General features: G+C 72.8%; 15 protein-coding genes and 1 riboswitch. Of the genes, 6 read left to right on the top strand and 9 right to left on the bottom strand.

The window, feature by feature from the left end:
• Positions 1–73 precede the first annotated feature (73 nt).
• The 3 genes from AB0O21_RS26030 to AB0O21_RS26040 all read right to left on the bottom strand — a co-directional run bounded on the left by AB0O21_RS26030 (position 74) and on the right by AB0O21_RS26040 (position 3,661).
• Positions 74–784, bottom strand: a complete 711-nt coding sequence (locus tag AB0O21_RS26030; RefSeq protein ID WP_365174580.1) for a transglycosylase family protein — start codon at positions 782–784, stop codon at positions 74–76.
• Between the two features lie 3 nt (positions 785–787).
• Positions 788–960, bottom strand: a riboswitch (cyclic di-AMP (ydaO/yuaA leader).
• A gap of 276 nt (positions 961–1,236) precedes the next feature.
• Positions 1,237–2,271, bottom strand: a complete 1,035-nt coding sequence (locus AB0O21_RS26035) for a transglycosylase family protein (RefSeq protein WP_365174582.1) — start codon at positions 2,269–2,271, stop codon at positions 1,237–1,239.
• A gap of 103 nt (positions 2,272–2,374) precedes the next feature.
• Positions 2,375–3,661: a cytochrome P450 gene (locus tag AB0O21_RS26040; RefSeq protein WP_365174584.1), complete on the bottom strand. Its 1,287-nt coding sequence runs from the start codon at positions 3,659–3,661 to the stop codon at positions 2,375–2,377.
• Positions 3,662–3,782: 121 nt separating this feature from the next.
• Between AB0O21_RS26040 and AB0O21_RS26045 the strand changes: the two genes are divergently transcribed.
• Complete coding sequence (locus tag AB0O21_RS26045) at positions 3,783–4,997, top strand: globin domain-containing protein (protein ID WP_365174587.1); 1,215 nt, start codon at positions 3,783–3,785, stop codon at positions 4,995–4,997.
• 17 nt (positions 4,998–5,014) lie between these two features.
• Here AB0O21_RS26045 and AB0O21_RS26050 read toward each other — a convergent pair whose 3' ends face one another.
• The gene (locus AB0O21_RS26050; protein ID WP_365174590.1) at positions 5,015–6,052 is read right to left on the bottom strand and encodes a nucleoside triphosphate pyrophosphohydrolase; all 1,038 of its coding nucleotides are present in this window, start codon (positions 6,050–6,052) and stop codon (positions 5,015–5,017) included.
• Positions 6,053–6,080: 28 nt separating this feature from the next.
• Positions 6,081–6,701, bottom strand: coding sequence for a SurA N-terminal domain-containing protein (locus tag AB0O21_RS26055; protein WP_365174592.1), 621 nt, complete (start codon positions 6,699–6,701; stop codon positions 6,081–6,083).
• Between the two features lie 191 nt (positions 6,702–6,892).
• On the opposite strand from AB0O21_RS26055, the gene AB0O21_RS26060 reads away from it, so the two are divergent.
• Complete coding sequence (locus tag AB0O21_RS26060) at positions 6,893–9,313, top strand: YfhO family protein (RefSeq protein ID WP_365174595.1); 2,421 nt, start codon at positions 6,893–6,895, stop codon at positions 9,311–9,313.
• Here AB0O21_RS26060 and AB0O21_RS26065 read toward each other — a convergent pair.
• The 3 genes from AB0O21_RS26065 to AB0O21_RS26075 all read right to left on the bottom strand — a co-directional run bounded on the left by AB0O21_RS26065 (position 9,301) and on the right by AB0O21_RS26075 (position 13,596).
• Positions 9,301–10,848, bottom strand: coding sequence for a protein kinase (locus AB0O21_RS26065; RefSeq protein ID WP_365174597.1), 1,548 nt, complete (start codon positions 10,846–10,848; stop codon positions 9,301–9,303). The two genes, AB0O21_RS26060 and AB0O21_RS26065, sit on opposite strands and share 13 nt — an antisense overlap.
• Positions 10,845–11,438, bottom strand: coding sequence for a hypothetical protein (locus AB0O21_RS26070; RefSeq protein ID WP_365174600.1), 594 nt, complete (start codon positions 11,436–11,438; stop codon positions 10,845–10,847). Before AB0O21_RS26070 ends, AB0O21_RS26065 begins: the two co-directional genes overlap by 4 nt.
• A gap of 121 nt (positions 11,439–11,559) precedes the next feature.
• Positions 11,560–13,596, bottom strand: a complete 2,037-nt coding sequence (locus AB0O21_RS26075; protein WP_365174602.1) for an N-6 DNA methylase — start codon at positions 13,594–13,596, stop codon at positions 11,560–11,562.
• 161 nt (positions 13,597–13,757) lie between these two features.
• On the opposite strand from AB0O21_RS26075, the gene AB0O21_RS26080 reads away from it, so the two are divergent.
• From AB0O21_RS26080 to AB0O21_RS26090, 3 genes are all read left to right on the top strand, one after another.
• Entirely contained in the window at positions 13,758–14,435 is a 678-nt protein-coding gene (locus AB0O21_RS26080) for a hypothetical protein (RefSeq protein WP_365174605.1), read from the top strand.
• A 110-nt stretch (positions 14,436–14,545) separates the two neighbouring features.
• The gene (locus tag AB0O21_RS26085; protein ID WP_365174608.1) at positions 14,546–15,271 is read left to right on the top strand and encodes a hypothetical protein; all 726 of its coding nucleotides are present in this window, start codon (positions 14,546–14,548) and stop codon (positions 15,269–15,271) included.
• 82 nt (positions 15,272–15,353) lie between these two features.
• Positions 15,354–15,527, top strand: a complete 174-nt coding sequence (locus AB0O21_RS26090; protein WP_365174610.1) for an Rv0909 family putative TA system antitoxin — start codon at positions 15,354–15,356, stop codon at positions 15,525–15,527.
• A 46-nt stretch (positions 15,528–15,573) separates the two neighbouring features.
• On the opposite strand, the gene mfd is transcribed toward AB0O21_RS26090, so the two are convergent.
• The gene (gene mfd / locus AB0O21_RS26095) at positions 15,574–19,104 is read right to left on the bottom strand and encodes a transcription-repair coupling factor (protein ID WP_365174612.1); all 3,531 of its coding nucleotides are present in this window, start codon (positions 19,102–19,104) and stop codon (positions 15,574–15,576) included.
• A 199-nt stretch (positions 19,105–19,303) separates the two neighbouring features.
• Between mfd and AB0O21_RS26100 the strand changes: the two genes are divergently transcribed.
• The gene (locus tag AB0O21_RS26100; protein ID WP_365174614.1) at positions 19,304–19,600 is read left to right on the top strand and encodes a type II toxin-antitoxin system prevent-host-death family antitoxin; all 297 of its coding nucleotides are present in this window, start codon (positions 19,304–19,306) and stop codon (positions 19,598–19,600) included.
• The last annotated feature ends 90 nt before the right edge of the window (positions 19,601–19,690 follow it).

Genomic DNA, 19,690 nt, shown 5'->3' on the forward strand with positions numbered 1-19,690 from the left:
CGCGGGGGGAAGGCGCGCCGGGCGGTGGGGCTGTCACGTGTGGTGAAGACACCTGCGGCTATTGCCGCATTGTTCAGCTGAGCTTCAGCTTCTGACCCGGGTAGATCAGGTCGGCGTCCGACACGATGTCCTTGTTCAGCTCGAAGAGCTTCTCCCAGCCGCCCTTGACGCCGTTCGCGTCGGCGATGTCGCCCAGGGTGTCGCCGGACTTGACCTCGTACGAACCGTTGCCGGTCTTCACGGCCTCGGTGCGCTCGGAGCGGGTGGTCGGGGCCGGGGTCTCGGAGCGCTTCGGCTCCGTCTTCTTCGGCTCGGACTTCTTCGGCTCGGACTTCTTGGTCTCGGACTTCTTCGGCTCGGTCTTCTTCGTCTCGGTCTTCTTGGTCTCGGTCGAGGCGCCACCGCCGTAGGCGGAGTTCGACAGGCCCACGCCGCAGGACGGCCAGGCGCCCTTGCCCTGGCCCTTGAGGACCTTCTCGGCGATGGCTATCTGCTGGGACTTCGAGGCCTGGTTGGCCTGCGGGGCGTACGCCTTGCCGCCGTACGCGGCCCAGGTGGAGGAAGAGAACTGCAGGCCGCCGTAGTAGCCGTTGCCCGTGTTGATGGCCCAGTTGCCACCGGACTCGCACTGCGCGACGCGGTCCCACTCGGAAGCGGTGGCGGCGCTCGCGGTGCCCGCGGCCATCAGGGGCGCCGCGACGACGGCGCCGGCGACACCGGCGAGCGTGACGATGCGGGCGGCCTTGGCGGCGCGACGGTGCTTGCCCTTGCCGGAAAGCAGCATGAGGTTTCTCCTCACCGACGCCTACGAGGTGAGCTGTCGGGTTCGGGCGAGTGAGTTGCCCGGCCGTGCGACCTAGCGCACGTCTTGACCCCTAGCCGGTTGCGTGACCGTCTTTCAACGGCCGCTCCCGGCACCTACCTTGGTTCCCCCGCTCCTGCCTTCGGCGCTTGACGCGACGACTGTTCCCCCCGTCCGCCGGCAGGACTCGGCGATGCGGTCGAAGGAGCTCGCGGTGGCGAGCGATTCAGAAGGTAGACAGGTCTCCCCCCGATGTTCAACGAGCGACATCGGGGGGAAACGGTGCCTACTTGCGCCCCTTCCGAGGGCGTTTGCGCAGGTGAGGACGGGGTTTGCGGAAGCCCCGAGGCGGGACACGCCAGTTGACCGGAAGAGACACATGTCTCACTTACAGAAAACGGACAATCAACTCTTTCCGGATGGCTGAAGTGCCCTTAATGCGCGGTTAGATCCAGGTTCTGTCCGGGCTTGATCAGGTTGGCATCCTTGCCGATGACCTGCTCATTGGCCGAGTAGAGGGCGTTCCAGCCGCCCTTGAGCCCCTTGGCATCCGCGATGGCCGTCAGGCTGTCGCCCTCCTTCACGGTGTACGTGGGCTTCGACGCGGCGTCAGGTGTGGCGGGCGCCTCGGCCGCGGGCGCGCCGCGGTGCTTGCCGCTGCCCTCCGCGGGCGTGGCCCCCGGTGCGGTGGAGGCGCCCGGGGCCGCGGGGGCACTCGGGTCGGCCGGAGCACTCGGGTCGGCCGGGGTCACCGGCGGCAGGCCCGGGGTGGCGGGCGGGGCCGCGGGCGAGGTCGTGGGCGGGGTCGTGGGCGGCACGACCGGCGCGCTCGGGTCCACCGGGTGGCCGGAGTTGCCCGGGGCCGTGGGGTCCGGCGTCGGGAGCTCCGGCACCGGGAGGTCCGGCGGCGGCATGACGGGCAGTCCGAGGTTCGGGCCGAGCGGGCCGTCGGGGACGGCGGCCGGGGTCGGGGCCCCGAAGTCCGTGGAGGGCTTCCCGGTCCCGTGGTTCGGCACCTTGTCGTCCGGGCGGGACGGCGTGCGGCCGGCGGCGCCGCTGCCGGTCTGGCCGGGGTCCACCACCGCGGCGGGGCCCTGCGCGTCCAGCCCGGCGGGCGCCGCGCACATCGGCCACGCCTGCGGGCCGCGCGCCGCGAGCACCCGCTCGGCGACGGCGATCTGCTGGGACCGGCTCGCGAGGTCGGCCCGTGCGGCGAACTCGAGCCCGCCGGCCTCCCGCCACTCCTCCTGGGTGAACTGGAGCCCGCCGTAGGCGCCACTGCCGAAGTTGGCGCTCCACGTGCCGCCGCTCTCGCATTCGGCGACCTTGTCCCACGTGGAGGTGTCGGCTGCGCTCGCGCTCGTGGCGGCGAGCAGCGGCAGGGCCAGCGCGGAGCCGGTGACTCCGGCGGTGACGACTATCGCGGGCACCTGACGGGGGCGTCTGTGGCGGCCGTTCCCGGAACGCATGAGGCTGCACCTTTCGCATAACGGCGGGGTAACGGCAGAACCTAGCGGCCATCGAACGCATGTCACAAGTTCGCTCGGGAACTGACTTCTGGTCAGGCGCCGCTCAGGCGTTTGACGGTGCGAAGCGGACGGGGAGAGTGCGCAGGCCACGCATGATGAGTCCGCCGCGCCAGCGCAGCTCTTCGGGTGGAACGGCGAGTTCCAGATCCGGCAGACGCGTCAGCAAACTCGCGAGCGCGGTCTGCCCTTCAAGTCGTGCGAGCGGAGCGCCCAGGCAGTAGTGGATGCCGTGCCCGTAGCCGAGGTGCTGGTTGTCGGTCCGGGAGAGATCGAGGGTGTCCGGCTCGGCGAACCGCTCGGGGTCCCGGTCGGCGGCCGCGAGGACGACCAGGACCGGGTCTCCGGCCGCGATCCCCTGGCCGCCGAGGGTCATCGGTTCGGTGGCGAACCGCCAGGTGGCCAGCTCCACGGGGCCGTCGTAGCGCAGGAGTTCCTCGATCCCGGTGGCCAGCAGGCCGGTCTCCCCGGCGGCGAGGGAGGCCTGGAGGCGCTCGCGCTGGTCCGGGTTCATGAAGAGGGAGTGCAGCCCGTTGCCGATCAGGTTCACCGTGGTTTCAAAACCGGCGAAAAGCAGGATGAAAGCCATGGCGGTGGCCTCGGCCTCCGTCAGGTGGTCGCCGTGGTCGCTCGCCCGGATCAGGTCCGAGATGAGGTCATTGCCCAGATCATCCCGCTTTCGGTGGATCAATTCCCCGAGATAGGTGCGCATCTGCTTCACCGAGCGGGCGACCCCGCCCCGCGGGCCGCCACCGTGGCGGATCATCATGCCGGCCCAGTCGCGGAAGTCGTCCTGGTCCTCGCGCGGTACGCCGAGCATCTCGCAGATGGCGTAGATGGGGAGCGGGAAGGCGAACTCGTGGATGAGATCGGCCTCCCCCTTCGCCGCGAACTGGTCGATGAGGTGGTCGGTGAGCTCCTGCACCCGCGGGGTGAACTCGGCGACCCGGCGCGGGGTGAACGCCTTGGACACCAGCCGCCGCAGCCGGGTGTGGTCCGGCGGGTCGATGTTGAGCAGGTGCGTCATCAGCTCCGCCTTGCGCTCCCCGGGGATGCCGGTCTTCCCCTTGGCGTGCGCGGGCTCCGCGTGGTGCGCGGGATTCTTGCTCAGCCGCTGGTCGGCGAGGGCCTGGCGGGCGTCGGTGTACCGGGTCACCAGCCAGGCCTCCACCCCGCTGGGGAGCTTGGTGCGGTGCACCGGGGAGTGCTCGCGCAGCCAGGCGTAGGCCGGATAGGGGTCGGTGGCGAACTCCCAGTCGAAGAGGGTCGGACCCTGCGGGGAGGAGGGGTCGGCGGGGACGTCTGCGGGGGCTGCGGGAGTCTGCTCGTGCACCCGACGACCGTATCCCGGCGCCCACCCTCCACCCCATATGGCCGGTTCGCCGCGGCTGTCCGTAGATGGGTCGTCGCTTGACCTCACGCACTCCGACATTCCTACTTTCGGGTTTGTGGATGTGAGGATCTTGAAAAGCAGCTTCGCGGTGGTGGAGAGACGGGCCGAACACGCGGTCAAGTTCTTCTACTCCCACCTGTTCTGGCACAACCCCGGAGTCCGTGAACTCTTCCCGGTCTCCTTCGAGGACATGGAAAGACAGCGGGACCGGCTCTTCGCCGCGCTCACGCACGTGATCGCCCACCTGGAGAACGAGAGCCTGGTCCCCTACCTGCGCGACCTGGGGCGCGACCACCGCAAGTTCATGGTCGGCCCCGAACACTACGCGGCCGTCGGTTCCAGCCTGCTCGCCGCGCTCGCCGAGACCTCCGGAGACGCCTGGACCCCGCAGGTCGAGAAGGCGTGGGCCGAGGCCTACCAGGTGATCGCCGACACGATGATGGGCGGCGCCGCCACCAGCGAGGACCCGCCGTGGTGGGACGCCGAGGTCGTACGCCACCTCCAGTACGGGGAGGACATCGGCGTCCTCACCCTCCAGCCCCTGGTCCCCTTCCCCTACCTCCCCGGCCAGTACACGAGCGTGAGCAGCGAACGGGTCCCCACGACCTGGCGGACGTACTCCCTGGGCAACGCACCCCGCCCCGACGGCACCGTCGACCTGCACGTCAGCCGGATCGACCGGGGCCGCCTCAGCCCCTCCCTGGTCCGCGAGACACAGCCGGGCGACAGGCTGCGGCTCGCCGCCGCCGGCGGGCAGCTGACCCTGCGCCGCGAGGACCGGCCGGTCAGCTTCATCGCCGCGGGCACCGGCTGGGCGCCGATCCGGGCCATGCTGGAGGAACTCGCGGAGCACCCTCCCGATCAGGACGTGCGGCTGTTCGTGGTGGCGCGGGACGCCGCGCACCTCTACGACCGGCCGCTCATCGACGAGTACGCCGCCGCCTTCGACTGGCTGAGCGTCACCTACATCACCCCCGCCCCCGGCCAGCACCGCAACCAGGCCACGGACCGGCTCGCCACCGCCCTCAGCAACCGCGGGCTCTGGCCCGACCAGGACGTCTACCTCAGCGGGCCGCCGCTGTTCATCAACGAGACCGCGTACCTGCTGGAGGAGCTGGGCACCCCTCCCGGCCGGATTTTCCACGACTCCGTACCTGCCAGTGGCAAAGGCCACGGCCCCGGGTACGGGCGCCCCCTGGGCTTCGGCGAGTGGTTCCTGAACCGCCCGTCGCCGCACTGGCACAACCCTTCGAGCCGGGCTCCGCGCTCCTACTGAACCACCGCTGCTGGGGGCTACTCGCCGACGCCCTCGGCCGCACGGATCGCATCCCGGTAGACGCGGGCCGCCGCCCGCAGAGCCGTCTCGGGATCGACACCCTCCTCCTCCGCGCGCGCCGCCAGCGCCAGCAGCTCGTACCCCACGCCCTCACCCCTGGGCAGTTCCACGGCCAGTTCCCCCGCACGGGCCCGGCCGGCGAGCTTCGCCGCGAGCGCGAGACCGGGCTGGCCCAGCGGGATCCCGTCGGTGACCGACTCCCGCCCCTTCTCCACCGCCTTGGTGCGCTGCCAGTGCTCGTGCACGTCCTCGGGGCTCTCGGCCGCGGCGTCGCCGAAGACGTGCGGATGCCGGTGGATCAGCTTCTCGACCAGGGTCCCGGCCACGTCGTCGATGGAGAACGCCTCGTCGGCGTCCTCTGCAGCGCCCGTTCCCTCCTGCGCGATCCGCGCGTGGAAGACCACTTGGAGCAGGACGTCGCCGAGCTCCTCGCGCAGCTCCGTACGGTCGCCGGCCTCGATCGCCTCGACGAGCTCGTACGCCTCCTCGATCGCGTACTTCGCCAGGCCCTCGTGGGTCTGCTCCGAGGTCCACGGGCACTCGCGCCGGACCCGGTCCATCACCTGGACCACGTCGAGCAGGCGCGCGCCCGGCAGGTCGTACGAACCCGGCAGCAGTTCCAGGTCGGGCATGGAGAAGCGGCCCGAGCCGGCGAGCCGCGCCAGGCCGTCCGTGAGCCGCTGGTCGCCCTCGCCGCCCGGGAGCACCACGACGGTGCGGCCGCCCGCGCAGGCCTCGACCAGCGCGTGCGCGTCCGGGCTCGCGTGCTCGACCTCGATGCCGGCCTCCCGCAGGTACGGCAGCTGCGGGTGGCCGGTGTCGGCGCACAGCACCCGGTCCGCGGCGTGCAGGGTCTGCCAGGCCGGCCAGGACAGCACGCCGGGGGCGACCCGGTGGCTGGTGGTCAGCAGGACGATGCGGCCGGTCGCCTCGGCGGCGGGCCCGGCGGATGCCTGGTCGGCGGGGGCGGGGTCGGTGGGTGCGTGGTCGGTCACCCTTCGAACCTACCCCTGCGCCGATGCCTCAGGCTCCGGCGGGGGGCTGGTCGGCCTGCGTCCGCTGGGTGATCCACGGGGTCTGCGCCTGGCCGAGCCCGATCTGCTGCGCGTCCCAGGCCCCGTAGCGCGGGTTCACCTCGATGTGCAGCTGCTCCGCGGCCTTGGCGAGGGGTTCGAGGAACTTGTCCTGGCCGAAGCGCTCGGTGATCTTGGCGAACAGCAGCTGGAAGCGGAGGTCGTCGTCGATCTGCCCGGGTGCGAGGGGGATGCGGTTCTGCAGGGCGCTCAGCTCCAGCGCCGCCGCGGTGCCATTGCCCTGCCGGGCCTTGCGGGCGTCCTCGACGTCCTTGGTGCTCACCGAGATCCCCGCGTCGTCGGCGGCCTTCTCCAGGATCCGGAGCTGGATCATCCGGCCCAGTTTGACGCGCTCCAGCTGCGGCGTCGCCCCGATGAGCTGGGCCCCTGCCCCGGAACGGTCCTGCGCGGCCCGGACGTCGTTCACCTGCGCCTGGAGCGCGGAGGTCGTGATCCGTTCGCCGCCGACGACGGCCGCGGTGCCGGGGCGGGTCCCGCCCGAGCAGGCGGACAGGAGGGGGGCCGCCAGGAGCAGGGCGGCGGAGACGGAGATCGCTGTGCGACGGTGCAAAGGAGCCTCCAGGGCCGGGAGATTGTGCGTTCTTGCACAAGGCCGTGCGGTGATCGATGTTATGAGGTCAGGGTGATCCGGACCACCGGTTCGACCAACGATTCCCTGGGTGTTGGGGTGCGCGCTTGTTTGTGTCGCAGCCACTCTCCGGCCACCCTTCGGTCGCCGGGTGCTGCCAGGGTCGGCCCACCATGCCGACACCGCACCTCGCGCCACGCACCGCACAGCGCAGCGCACCGCACCGCTCGCCGCGCAGCGAACCGCGCCGCCGGAGCCTGCGCGGCTCCGCGCTCGCCGCCCTGCTCACGGCGGTGGCCGTGTGCGCCGGGGACGCCGTCGCCCGCGTCTTCCCGTACGGGCCCCGCCACCGCAGCATCAACGACCTCGGCAACCAGTTCGTGCCCTTCCACGCGCAGCTGTGGGACCTGCTGCACGGCCGGGCGGAGGGCGGGCTGCTGTTCAACTGGCGCTCCGGGTACGGCACGAGCTTCCTGCCGGATCTGGGGACCTACCTCACCAGCCCGTTCGCCGTGCTCGTCGGGCTGTTCCCGCGCGCCGACATCGACCTCGCCGTGTACGTGGTCACCGTCCTCAAGACGGCGGCCGCGGCGGCGGCGATGGCCTGGCTGCTGCGCACCCAGCGGCGCGGGCCGTGGTGGGCGGCGGGGCTGCTCGGGGCCTCGTACGCGCTGTGCGGCTGGTCAGTGATCGAGGCCTCCTACAACCCGATGTGGCTGGACGGGCTGATCGCCTTCCCGATGCTGTGCCTCACGGGCGAATGGGCGCTGCGCGGGCGCCGGCTCGCGCTCGGCGTGCTGGTCGTGGCCGTCTGCTGGACGGCGAACTTCTACACCGCCTACATGGCGACCCTGGGCGCCGCTCTGGTGGTGCTCGTACGGGTGGTCCTGGCGCGGGAGCGGGGGCCCCTCCCAGCGGTAGCTGGGGGAGTCCGGGACCGTCTCGCCGTGGTCGGGCGGGCGGCCGGGACGACCGTGCTGGGGATCGCGCTCGCCGCTCCGGTGCTGCTGCCGCTGTTCCTCAGCTCCGGGCAGGCCTATCCGGGGTGGGTCAAGGAGTTCCGGCCGGTGTCCTGGGCCGACGTGTTCGCGCGGCTGATGCCGGCGACGTACTCCTTCTCCTCCCCGGCCGTCTTCGTCGGCACCGGCACGCTGCTGCTGGTGGCCGCGCTGCCCTTCCACCGGGCCGTGCCCGTGCGGACCCGGCTGTGCTGGGCGGGGCTGACCGCGGCCGTGGCGCTCTCGCTCCAGTGGGCGCCGACGCACCTGGCCTGGCACCTCTTCGCCACCCCGAACGGCAGCCCGTACCGGCAGACCTTCGTGCTGGCCGGCATCGCGGTGATCGCCGCCTGGGCGGGGCTCTCGGCCGGGCTGCCCGGCGTACGGGCCCTGGCGGCCGGGGCCGGACTGCTCACGGCGGCCGCGCTGTGGGCGGGCGGCAGCCCCCTCACGACGCGGATCGGGTACCTGCTGTTCGGCGGCGGGCTGGTGCTGGCGGGCCTCGCCTGGTGGGCGCTGCGCCACCGCCGGCTGCTCCTGCCCGCGGCGGCGCTGCTCGCGGCGGTGCTCGCCGGCCAGGCCGCCGCGAGCACCGCGTACGGCCACAAGGGCAAGCTCGGCGGCCTGGACGACTACCCGTCCTGGACCTCCGCCCACACCGCGCGCTCCGAGGCCCTGGCGGGGGCCGGGGGCTGGCCCGCGTACCGCACCGACCCGAGCCGCCCGGCGCTGACGGGCAACGACCCGATGCTGCTGGGCGGGGAGGGCGGCGCCTACTACAGCAGCCACACCCCGGCGGTGTTCACGCACACGATGGTGGCCCTGGGGGCCGGCTGGACCTCGCGCGGGCGCAACGTCCAGAGCATCGACAACCCGGTGACGGACGCCGTGTTCGCGGTCGGCGCCCGCCTGCAGCCCGACGGCACGGTCCGCCGCGCGGAGGTCCCCCCGCTGGTGACGACCCGCCCGCCCGGCGCCCCCCTCTCCTACGCGCAGGACTCGCCGTTCGCCAACCAGGAGCTGCTGCTGGGCGCGAAGGTGTACGAGGATCCAGAGGCGTCCGGGGTCTGCCGCGCGGGCACCGAGGCCTTCCTGTGGGCCCCGGAGTACAACGCGACGGCCCGCCTCGCCGACGGCCCCGCGTTCCGGCTGAACGGCAACGCGCCCCGCAACCGGGCGGCCGTGCAGCCGCTGGGCGTCTCCCGCGGGGCCTCCTCGGCGCTGGTCTTCGACGCGGCCGCGCCGCCCCGCTGGACCCTGTCCTGCCTGGACCGCTCGAAGCTCGACCCGGCGGTGGCCGCCCTGCGCGCCACGGCGGCCACCTCGGTGCGGGTCGGCTCCTCGGAGGTCCGGGCGACGCTGCCGCCGGGCGCCACGGGCACGGCGGTCCTCTCCGTCCCGGCGATCGCGGGCTGGACCTGCAACGGCCGCCCGGCCTCGGCCCACCTGGGGCTGGTGGCGGTCCCGCTGGACGGCCGCACCACCAGCGTCACCTGCTCCTTCCGGCCCCCGGGGCTCGTCCCGGGGGCGGCGGCCGCGGGGGTGGCCCTGGCCGTGCTGCTCGGGTTGACGCTGCGGAGGCGTCAGCGCACCTGACCCAGCCAGTGCAGGGTCCGGCGCACCTCGGTGGGGAAGGGGTGGGCCGGGCCGTGCAGGCGTTCCGCGTCGAAGAGCAGCCGGGCCAGGGTGTCGTGGGCCGATGTGCGGTCGCCGAGGGAGAGCTGGAGGTGCGCTATCCGGCGGCGGATCTCCAGGGGCAGGCCGGGGTCGGGGTTGGCGTAGTGGTTCTCGAAGAGCGGGAGCAGCGAGCGGTACTCCGCCAGGGCGGCGGCCGGCTCGCCGAGTTGCTCCAGGCACTGGGCCGAGTCGTAGCGGAAGCGCAGGGCCTGCGGGTCGCCGGCCGGGAACTCGTCGGCGAGGCGCCGCAGTTCGGGCAGGGCGCGGCGGTACTGGCCGTCGTCCATCAGCGTGGCGGCGTACTGCTTGCGCAGGGAGCGGACCACCGGGGAGTGCTCGCCGTGCTCGGCGGCGGCGGCCGGGAGGATGCCGCCGAGGATGTCCACGGCCTGGGTGAGCCGCCCCTGGGACAGGAGCTGACGGGCCTGGTCCACGGCGCCCGGGATGTCCGGCTTCGCGGGCGTGGCCGGCGGCGTGCTCGGCCGGGGCGGGACACCGGGAACGCCCGGGATGCCGGGGGCCGGGGCGGCGGCCGCCGCCCGGTCCGGCCAGGGGGCCTGGGGGCGCAGGAACGGGCGGGTCGGGTCGAGCGGTCCGGCCGGCGCGGCGCTGCCGCGGGCGGGCAGCAGCGGCATGAGGGCCTCGTAGACCTCCTGCGCGGAACCGGGGCGGTCCTGCGGGTCCTTGGCGAGGAGCCGGAGCAGGAGCGCCTCCAGCTCCGCCGGGACCTCCGGGCGCAGCCCGCGGACCGGCTGCGGGGGCTCGTAGAGGTGGCGGTGCAGGACGCCGAGGGCGGTGGACCCGGCGAAGGGGACGTTGCCGCTGAGGAGTTCGTACAGCAGCACGCCGAGCGCGTAGAGGTCGGTGTACGGGCCCACCGCGCCGCCCATGGCCTGTTCGGGCGCCATGTAGGCGGGGCTGCCGATGGGCGAGCCGGTGCTGGTGAGGCGGGTGGTGTCGGTGTCCATCACCGAGGCCACGCCGAGGTCCAGGACGAGCACGGTGCCGTCCGGACGGATCATCACGTTGCGCGGCTTCAGGTCCCGGTGGACGATCGGCACCGCGTGCACGGCCGACAGCACCGAGCACAGCTGCGCGACGATGGAGACCGCCCACGGCCAGGGGTACGGATCGTGCTCGGCGAGGTGGTCGGCGAGGTCCGAGCCCTCGACGTACCCCATGACCAGGTAGAGCTCGTCGCCGTCGCTGCCCGCGTCGTGCACGGTGACCAGCCCGGGGTGGTCGACCTGGGCCGTGACCCGGCACTCGCGGACGAAGCGGCGGCGCAGCTCCTCGGCGACGGTGCCGGGGCCCGCCACCTTGTCGGGACGCAGCAGTTTGACGGCGACGCGCCGGTCGAGGCGCCGGTCGTAGGCCGTCCAGACCTGGCCCATGCCGCCCTGGCCGAGGATGGTGGCGAGCTGGTAGCGGTCGCCGATGAGCCGGTCGGTCACTGCTGCGGATCCTGGAAGGAGCTCGGGGTCTGGTGCGGGTCCTGCTTGCGCAGCAGCTCGCTGAGCTCGTCGAGCTCGGCGCGCACCTGCCCGATGCGCGGGGCGGCGGGCGCCTGCGGCGGTGCCTGGATCTGGCCCGGAGTCGGCGTGGGCGCCTGCGGCGGGTAGCCGTAGGAGGGGGTGGTCTGGTGCGGCGGGCCGTACGGGGCGGGCTGCGGCGGGTACCAGGACGCGGTCCCGGCGGCCGCCAGGCGCTCGTGGTGGCGGATGTCGGCGATGAGGAAGTAGACGCAGGTCGCGATGCCGGTGAAGATCGTGCCCCCGGCCCCGGTGTTGCCCTGCCAGCCGTTGACCTCGGGGGTGTCGTCGAAGCCGATCAGCGTGACCCAGCCGACGGCGAGCACGCAGCTGACCCCCAGCAGGAACCAGTCCCGGGTCCTGCGGGTCACCAGCGCGAGCCGCAGCATCGTGCCCCAGGCCAGGAAGCCGCAGCTCAGGAGCGGGAGCAGGGTGAACAGCACGCGCAGTGCCACCACTCCCCCGGAGGTGGGCCGGGGACCATGCTGCGGCGGGATGCCGGGGCCGTGCATCGCTGCTCCTGACGGGCCGTGCGGAAAGACTTGCCCCCTGAGCGTATAAGTCTTTCCGGCCGGCGGTGAGGGGGTGTCCACAACCGTTGCACGCTCGCAGCACACCCGCCCGCCGCTCCCGCTAGTCCGGCGTGACCGTGCCGTCGGACAAGCCGTCGTAAAGGCCCTGTACGAGCTGTTCGCCGAGCCGGCCCGCCAGCCGCAGCGCGTCCTCGAACTCGGCGAGCGCACGGAACCGGGCCCCGTAACCCCGCTGTTCGGCCAGCGGCTGCCTCGGCAGCCGGAGCCGGCGCACGTCGAGCCGGGTGGCGGTGGAGGCGTGGCTGCTGGCGCGGCGGGTGCCCGCGGTGCCGCGCAGGAATCCGGCGAGGAACCACGGGTCGAGGGCGGCCGTGTCGGGGCGCAGCAGGACGAGGCCCCGGCCGGGGACCGCGCCCGCGGTGTCCTCGGAGACCACGCGGGCGACGGAGGCGAGGCCCACGACGGGGACGAGGACGTCGCCGGGGGCGGTGAGCACGGGTGCGTCGGGGCCTGCCGCCAGCGCGCCGGAGGGGCCCGTGCCCGCGTAGACGTCCTGTTCGGTGAGGACGGGGGCGCTGCCGGTGCCGGTTCCGGTGCCGGTGTGCAGCTCCAGGGCGCCGGCGCGGGCGAGTTCGCCGATGGTGGTCAGCGGCGGGCGGGCCGCGCCGCCGGCGGCCGGGGCGGGGGGCGGCGGGGTGAGCCGGGCCGCCCGGTCGAGGGTCTCGGCGAGGTGCTCGCGTACGGCGGCCAGTTCGGCCGGGCCGCCGCCCGCGGCGGGCGGCGGCAGGTGGCGGGCGGGGGTGAGGTCCACGTCGTCGTCGAGGAGCTCGATGACGGGCACGACGCGGGTGACGCCCGGCACCTCCTCCGCCGTCCCGGTGCTGTCGTAGGCGGCCCAGGCGGCCTCCACCGCGCCGTCCCCGGCGGCCGCGCCGTCGACGAGGAGCAGCCCCGCCGGGGGCGCCGCCTGCGGGGCGGGCGCGCGCAGCACCCACAGGTGCAGGGGGATCCCGTACGGGGGCGCGGCGCCGGCCGGGAGTGCGATGACGGCCCGCAGCGCGCCGCGGCGCAGCAGGTCGGCGCGGATGCGGCGGCCGGAGCGGCGGGAGGCGGCGGCGGGCGGCATGAGCAGGACGGCGGTGCCGCCCTCGCGCAGGTGGGCCAGGCAGTGCTGGACCCAGGCGAGTTCGGATTCGGTGCGGGCCGGGAAGCCGTACTCCCAGCGCGGGTCGTAGGCCAGTTCCTCGTGGCCCCAGTTGCGTTCGTTGAACGGGGGGTGGCAGAGCACGGCGTCGACGGCCTGCCCCGCGAAGGCGTCGCTGCGCAGGCTGTCGGCGGCGGCCGCGCGGACCGTGGCGGGGCCGCCGAGGGCCAGGCGCAGCGCGGTGAGGGCGGCGAGTTCGGGTGAGGAGTCCTGCGCGTACAGGGCGGTGGCGCCGGGGACGCCGCGCAGCAGGGTGCCGGTGCCGCAGGCGGGGTCGAGGACGGTGCGGGCCGGGCCGGCGAGGGCGGCCATGAGCGAGGCGAGCCCGTCCGGGGTGAGCGTGTACTGGCGGGGGTTGGCGTCGAGGTGGCGGCCGAGGAGGAACTCGAAGGCCTCGTGGGCGCCGAGTTCGGCGGCGAGTTCGGCGGCGGCCCGCAGCAGCGGCACGGCGGAGGGGCGCAGCGGGACCTCGTGGAGGGCGTGGCCGGGGCCGAGGCGGGCGCGGAGCACCTCGTCGAGGACGGGCCGCAGCAGGCCGGCCAGGTGCTCGTCGGGGGCGGCGGCCGCCTTCAGCCACTCGGTGGGCCGTTCCCGTACGACGAGCAGCGCGCTGCCGGCCTTGACGAGTGCGGAGACCGCCCCGCCGGGGTGGGCGGCGATCCGCTGCCAGACGCGTTCGCGCAGCGGGACCTCGGCGAGCTTGCCCTGGGCGCGCAGCCACTGTTCGACCTCGGGGAGGGCGAAGGAGGGGCTGGTCTCGGTGCCGCCGACGGGTTTGGGGAAGTCGGCGTGCCGGCGCCGCCAGTTGCTGACGGCGGCCCGGCCGACTCCGGCGAGGCGGGCCACATCGGCCGCGGTGACTTCCGCGGGGGCGGCCGGGGGGGAGGTCTGGGGGGTGTGGGGGGCGTGGGGGGCGCCGATCTCCTCGGACATGCCGGGGAGCATACCCGTTCACAGTTAAGGGATTCGTTCACAGTGTGAATTCAACTTCCTCGTGGTTTTCTGTTGACTCGGTTCACAGGCATCTGATGTGATCACCCCGTCGCACAGAGAACACCGCGTAACCGGAACACGCCGGAGAGGCAGGAACACCCATGTCCACGAAGAAGTCCGCCCGCCACAAGGTCCTCACGAGCTGCGGCGCGGCCCTCGCGCTCGTGACGCTCGGCGCGTGCGCCGGCACCGACACCGCCCAGGACGGCGCGAAGTCCTCGTCCTCGGCCCCCGCCTCCGGCGACGCCTCGAAGAAGCCGGCCGAGGAGAAGAAGGCCGCCTTCAAGGGCAACGGCACCTTCGAGGTCGGCAAGGACGTCAAGCCGGGCACCTACCGCACCACGGGCAACGGCTCCGGGGGCTGCTACTGGGAGCGGGCCAAGGACTCCTCCGGCGAGACCGACTCGATCATCGCCAACGACAACGTCGTCGGCTCGAGCTACGTGACCATCGCCGAGGGCGACAAGATCTTCAAGACGAACGACTGCAAGGACTGGGAGGCCGTCGACCCCAAGGCCGCGGGCGGCTCCCCGAAGACCGAGTTCTCCGGCAAGGCCGGAATGCTCAAGGTCGGCACCGACATCGCCCCGGGCACCTACAAGTCCGAGGGCCCCGCCGACGGCGACGCCTGCTACTGGGAGCGCTCCAAGAGCGCGGCCCACGACATCGACTCGATCATCGCGAACGAGAACCCCACCGGGCCCGCGGTCGTGACGATCGGCGCCGACGACGCCTACTTCAAGACCAACGACTGCAAGGACTGGAAGAAGTCCGGCTGACCCGAGCCGCACCACTGACACGGCCCAACCGGACCCCCACGTTCCGGTTGGGCACGCACCTCCCCTACCCTTCCCCCGCCCCACCCTTCCCTGCCGCGGAGAGTCCCCCCATGCGTACCCCCAACCGCCCCATCGCCACCGCCGCCGCCCTCACCTGCACCGCAGTCCTCGGACTCACCGGATGCTCCCTGCTCGGACCGTCCGGCCCGTTCCCCGACCTGACCGGCTCCCAGGTGGCCGACAAGTCCGTGACCGCCCTGCGCGGCGCGACCTCGCTCACCATCAGCGGAAACGTCTGGGACGAGGGCAAGCAGATGAAGCTGGACATGGCCGTCAGCAAGAGCGGCGACTGCAAGGGTGCGATCTCCAGCCAGGACGGCTCCTTCGAGCTGATCCGCAACGCCCAGTTCGTGTACGTCAAGGCCGACGAGCCCTTCTACCGCGCCCAGCTGAAGGACATGCCCAAGGAACAGGCGGACGAGGCAATCAAGATGCTCGCGGGCCACTGGCTGAAGTCGAAGGCCGACGACCCGGATTCGAAGGAAATGTCCACCCTGTGCGACCTCGACGAGCTGCTCAAGGAGTTCGAGGACAGCAAGGGCGCCCAGAAGGGCAAGGTCGCCACGGTCGACGGCCGGGAGGCCCTCACCCTGACGACGAAGACCACCGACGGCACCGAGACCCTGCTGGTGGCCACCAAGGGCGAGCCCTACCTGCTCAAGGCGACCAACACCGGCAAGGAGCCGGGGGAGATCTCCTTCAGCAAGTTCAACGAGCCGGTGCAGGCCGACGCCCCGACCGGCAAGGACGTCATCGACGCCGACAGCCTGGGCTGAACCGGGACGGACATCCCCTCAACGGGCGAATCACCCGAAACCCGCGTAGCGTCGCATGCGGGATACGGAAGGAGCCCGTGACATGGGGATTTTCGACAGGTTCAAGGACCAGGCGAAGGCCAAGGGCAAGGACGTCTCGGACGCCGCCGAACAACAGGTCAACGAGAAGACCGGCGGCAAGTACACCGAACAGGTCGACAAGGGCCAGCAGATGATGGAAGAAAAGCTGGGCATCGACGACGACCCGATGAAGTGACCGCCGGTGGAGGCCGGGCCCGTACGGGCCCGGCCTCCACGGCGCGTCAGGAGCCGAGGATGGTGGTGAGGAACTCGCCCGTCCAGGCCAGCAGTTCCCGGCCGACCAGCGGCTTCCCGCCGATCTTCCCGGTCTTCGGGCGCGGGATCAGCACCTGCGAGGTGGCGGGCTTCAGCACCGACCCCGGGTAGAGCCGCTTCAGGCGCAGTTCCTGCGACTCCCGCAACTCCACCGGCCCGAAGCGGATGTTCGGGCCCTGCAGGGTGATGTCGCCGACCCCGCACGCCCGGGCCAGCATCCGCAGCCCCGCCACGAGCAGCAGGTTCTCCACCGGCTCCGGCAGCTTGCCGTAGCGGTCGGTGAGCTCCTCGCGCACGGCCTTGATGTCCGCCTCGGAGTTGGCGGCCGCGATGGACCGGTAGGCCTGCAGGCGCAGCCGCTCGCCGGGCGCGTAGTCGTGCGGGACGTGCGCGTCGACCGGCAGCTCGATCTTCACCTCCAGCGGCGGCTCCTCCTCCACCCCGCCCTCCACGGCGGCCCGGTAGTCCGCCACGGCCTCGCCGACCATGCGGATGTAGAGGTCGAAGCCGACGCCCGCGATGTGGCCGGACTGCTCGCCGCCCAGCAGGTTGCCCGCGCCGCGGATCTCCAGGTCCTTCATGGCCACGTACATGCCGGCGCCCATCTCCGTGTGCTGGGCGATCGTCGCGAGCCGCTCGTGCGCGGTCTCCGTCAGCGGCTTCTCCGGCGGGTACAGGAAGTACGCGTACCCGCGCTCGCGGCCCCGGCCGACGCGGCCGCGCAGCTGGTGCAGCTGCGAGAGGCCGAAGTTGTCGCCGCGCTCCACGATCAGCGTGTTCGCGTTGGAGATGTCGATGCCCGACTCCACGATCGTCGTCGAGACGAGCACGTCGAACTTCTTCTCCCAGAAGTCCACCACGACCTGCTCCAGGGCCTGTTCGGACATCTGGCCGTGCGCCGTCGCGATCCGCGCCTCGGGCACGATCTCGCGCAGCTTCGCCGCCGCCCGGTCGATGGACTCGACCCGGTTGTGGATGTAGAAGCACTGGCCCTCGCGCAGCAGCTCGCGCCGGATCGCCGCGCCGATCTGCTTCTCCTCGTACGGGCCGACGAACGTGAGCACCGGGTGGCGCTCCTCCGGCGGGGTGGTGATCGTCGACATCTCGCGGATGCCGGTCACCGCCATCTCCAGGGTGCGCGGGATCGGCGTCGCGGACATCGTCAGCACGTCCACGTTGGCCCGCAGCTTCTTCAGCTGCTCCTTGTGCTCGACGCCGAACCGCTGCTCCTCGTCGACGATGACCAGGCCCAGGTCCTTGAACTTGGTCTCCTGCGAGAAAAGCCGGTGCGTGCCGATGACCACGTCCACCGAGCCCTCCTTCAGGCCCTCCATCGTGGCCTTGGACTCGGTGTCGGACTGGAAGCGCGACAGCGCCTTCACGTTCACCGGGAACTGGCTGTAGCGCTCGGAGAAGGTCCCGAAGTGCTGCTGCACCAGCAGGGTGGTGGGGACGAGGACGGCGACCTGCTTGCCGTCCTGGACCGCCTTGAACGCCGCCCGCACAGCGATCTCGGTCTTGCCGTAGCCGACGTCGCCGCAGATCAGCCGGTCCATGGGGACGGACTTCTCCATGTCCTCCTTGACCTCGGCGATGGTGGTCAGCTGGTCGGGCGTCTCCGCGTACGGGAAGGCGTCCTCGAGCTCCCGCTGCCAGGGGGTGTCCGGGCCGAAGGTGTGGCCGGGGGCCGCCATGCGGGCGCTGTACAGCTTGATGAGGTCGGCGGCGATCTCCTTGACCGCCTTCTTCGCCCGCGCCTTGGTCTTCGTCCAGTCGGCGCCGCCGAGCCGGTGCAGGGTCGGGGCCTCGCCGCCCACGTACTTGGTGACCTGCTCCAGCTGGTCGGTGGGGATGTACAGCCGGTCGCCGGGCTGGCCGCGCTTGGCCGGGGCGTACTCCACGAGCAGGTACTCGCGGGTGGCGCCCTGCACGGTGCGCTGCACCATCTCGATGTAGCGGCCGACGCCGTGCTGCTCGTGGACGATGTAGTCGCCGACCTCCAGGGTCAGCGGGTCGACCGACTTGCGGCGCCGGGTCGGCATCCGGCCCAGGTCCTTGGTCGCGGTGCGCTGCCCGGTCAGGTCGGTCTCGGTCAGCACCGCGATCTTCAGCGCCGGGTCGACGAAGCCGTTGTCGAGGGAGGCGCAGGCGACGTGCACGATCGAGGGCTCCAGCGCCCGCAGGTCCGCCTCCAGCCGGGCCGCGATGCCCTCGCCGCCGAGCACCTCGACGGTACGGGCGGCCGGGCCGTGGCCCTCGGTGAGGTAGACGGTGTGCCAGCCGTCGGCGATCCAGCCCTTGGTGTCGGCGAGCGCGCGGGCGGTGTCGCCGCGGTAGGCCTCGGGGGCGTGCATGCCGAGCTTCAAGGTGTCCCCGCCGACCGCCTCGTCCGCGGCGAAGGGGGACACCGACCACCACATCATGCCCAGCTCGCGCGCGTGGTCCCGGACGTCGGCGATCCCGCGCAGCGAGGCCGCGCCGACGTCGATGGGGGCCTCGCCACCGCCGGCGGTGGCGGCCCAGGAGGCCATCAGGAACTCCTGGCTCGTCGCCACCAGGTCCGAGGCCCGGGTCCGCACCCGCTCCGGGTCGCACACGACGGCCATCGCCCCGGCGGGCAGCACGTCGATCAGCATCTCCATGTCGTCGACCAGGACCGGGGCGAGGGACTCCATGCCCTCCACCGCGATCCCCTCGGCGATCTTGTTCAGCAGTTCGCCGAGCTCGGGGTGCGCCTCGGCGAGGGCCGCGGCCCGCTCCCGCACCTCGTCGGTCAGCAGCAGCTCGCGGCAGGGCGGCGCCCACAGCCCGTGCTCGGCGATCTCCAGGGACCGCTGGTCGGCGACCTTGAAGTAGCGGATCTCCTCGACCTCGTCGCCCCAGAACTCGATGCGCAGCGGGTGTTCCTCGGTGGGCGGGAACACGTCGAGGATCCCGCCGCGCACGGCGAACTCCCCGCGCTTCTCGACGAGCTCGACGCGGGCGTACGCGGCGGCCGCCAACGCCTGGGTCACTTCGCCGAGGTCGGCGCTCTGCCCCTGCCGCAGACCCACGGGCACCAGGTCCCCGAGCCCCTTGACCTGCGGCTGGAGCACGGACCGGATCGGCGCGACGACCACGGAGACGGGCCCGGCGGCCGGGTCGTCCTTGCTCGGGTGCGCGAGGCGGCGCAGCACGGCGATCCGGCGGCCGACGGTGTCGCTGCGCGGGCTGAGCCGTTCGTGCGGGAGCGTCTCCCAGGACGGGTAGTCCACGACCTCGTCGGGCGGCAGCAGCGAGCGCAGCGCCGCGGCCAGGTCCTCGGCCTCGCGCCCGGTGGCGGTGACCGCGAGGACGGTCCGCTCGGTCCGCCGGGCCAGCGCGGCGATCACGAAGGGCCGCGCGGCACCGGGGCCGACCACGTCCACGTGCATGCGGTTGCCGTCCCCGGCCGCGGTGACCGCCTCGGCGAGCGCGGGGTCCCGGGTGACGGCGTCGAGCAGTCCGTGCAGGCTCATGTAGCGGCTTCCATCCGGTGAGGGGGCAACGCGAAGGACCCGACACGTCGTACGGGCCGGGGGTTCCCACCCTACGACGCGGTGGTGTCGCCCGCGCGAGGGATTGCGGTCCCCCGCGGGGGTGACAGTGCTGGCGCCGCTCACACCGGCCCGGTGAGCTGTGGCCGTGCGATTCCCCCGCCCCGCCCTAGGAGTGCCAGTGGAAGCGACCCACCAGTACGACGCCCGCGAAGCGGGGACGATGCTCGACGAGATCCTGGCGCTGGTCGCCACAGGCGAGGAGGTGATCATCAGCAAGGCCGGCGAGCCCGTCGCGAAGGTGGTCCCCCTGGCGGGGAAGGTCCTGCGGACCGCGCCCGGCACCCTCCGCGAGCCCGTGGACTTCGCCGAGGACTTCGACGACATGTCCGTCGACCCGGGCTTCGCCGGAGCCTTCGGAATCCTCCCCGACGCCGGGGACGCCGGGGACGCCGGGGACGCCGGGGACGCCAATTGAATCCTCCCCTCCCTGAAGGGAGGGGATTCCTCACCCTCCAGGGCTGATCGGGGATTTCTGGCTCACGCCGCCAGACGGAGCAGCGCCCCG

This window comes from Streptomyces sp. NPDC091371 (genome assembly GCF_040684275.1).
Classification (GTDB): Bacteria; Actinomycetota; Actinomycetes; order Streptomycetales; family Streptomycetaceae; genus Streptomyces.

Excerpts from the sequence above, each read along its gene's own strand:
- AB0O21_RS26030 (WP_365174580.1), bottom strand. The coding sequence starts at position 784 with ATGCTGCTTTCCGGCAAGGGCAAGCACCGTCGCGCCGCCAAGGCCGCC.
- AB0O21_RS26035 (WP_365174582.1), bottom strand. The coding sequence starts at position 2,271 with ATGCGTTCCGGGAACGGCCGCCACAGACGCCCCCGTCAGGTGCCCGCG.
- AB0O21_RS26060 (WP_365174595.1), top strand. The coding sequence starts at position 6,893 with ATGCCGACACCGCACCTCGCGCCACGCACCGCACAGCGCAGCGCACCG.
- AB0O21_RS26070 (WP_365174600.1), bottom strand. The coding sequence starts at position 11,438 with ATGCACGGCCCCGGCATCCCGCCGCAGCATGGTCCCCGGCCCACCTCC.
- AB0O21_RS26075 (WP_365174602.1), bottom strand. The coding sequence starts at position 13,596 with ATGTCCGAGGAGATCGGCGCCCCCCACGCCCCCCACACCCCCCAGACC.
- AB0O21_RS26080 (WP_365174605.1), top strand. The coding sequence starts at position 13,758 with ATGTCCACGAAGAAGTCCGCCCGCCACAAGGTCCTCACGAGCTGCGGC.
- AB0O21_RS26085 (WP_365174608.1), top strand. The coding sequence starts at position 14,546 with ATGCGTACCCCCAACCGCCCCATCGCCACCGCCGCCGCCCTCACCTGC.
- AB0O21_RS26090 (WP_365174610.1), top strand. The coding sequence starts at position 15,354 with ATGGGGATTTTCGACAGGTTCAAGGACCAGGCGAAGGCCAAGGGCAAG.
- mfd (WP_365174612.1), bottom strand. The coding sequence starts at position 19,104 with ATGAGCCTGCACGGACTGCTCGACGCCGTCACCCGGGACCCCGCGCTC.